Source organism: Streptomyces sp. AC627_RSS907 (assembly GCF_019049165.1).
The window spans coordinates 1-623 of record NZ_JAGMUE010000447.1 but is presented as its reverse complement, the minus strand read 5'-3'; the positions used below and the strand labels follow the sequence as shown (position 1 = coordinate 623).

Below are 623 nucleotides of genomic sequence, written 5' to 3'. Positions count from 1 at the left end.
GCCCAAGAGCCAGTCGCTGTCCGAGAAGGGCCGCCAGCTCGTGCAGGACATCCGCGCCGTCGACGCCCCGTACGACGTGCGGGTGGGCGGCCCGGCGGCGGAGCTGCACGACTCGATCACCTCGATGAACGACCGGCTGCCGCTGTCGCTCGTGGTCATCGCGGTCAGCTCGTTCATCGTGCTGTTCCTGTTCACCGGCAGCATCGTGCTGCCGCTGAAGGCGCTGGTGCTCAACTGCCTGAGCCTGAGCGCCACCCTCGGCGTACTGGTCTGGGGCTTCCAGAACGGCCACCTGGAGGGCATCGTCGGCGACTTCGTCGTCACCGACTCCATCACCTGGACGGTGCCGGTGCTGTTGTTCTGCATCGCCTTCGGCCTGTCGATGGACTACGAGGTCTTCCTGCTCTCCCGGATCAAGGAGGAGTACCAGCTCACCGGCGACAACACCAAGGCCGTCGCGCGCGGTCTGGAGCGCACCGGCTCGACCGTCACCGCCGCCGCGCTGCTGATCGCCATCGTCTTCCTGGGGTTCGTGATCTCCGGGATCGTCTACCTCAAGGCGATCGGCGTGGGGCTCGCCATCGCGGTCCTGATGGACGCCACGCTGGTGCGTGGCGCCCTGG

1 protein-coding gene is annotated in these 623 nt (G+C 67.6%); it reads left to right on the top strand.

Annotation, left to right across the window (positions count from 1 at the left end; translation table 11 throughout):
• Positions 1 to 623: MMPL family transporter (locus KUM32_RS36390; RefSeq protein WP_217146170.1), on the top strand; the 623-nt coding region annotated here is incomplete at both ends.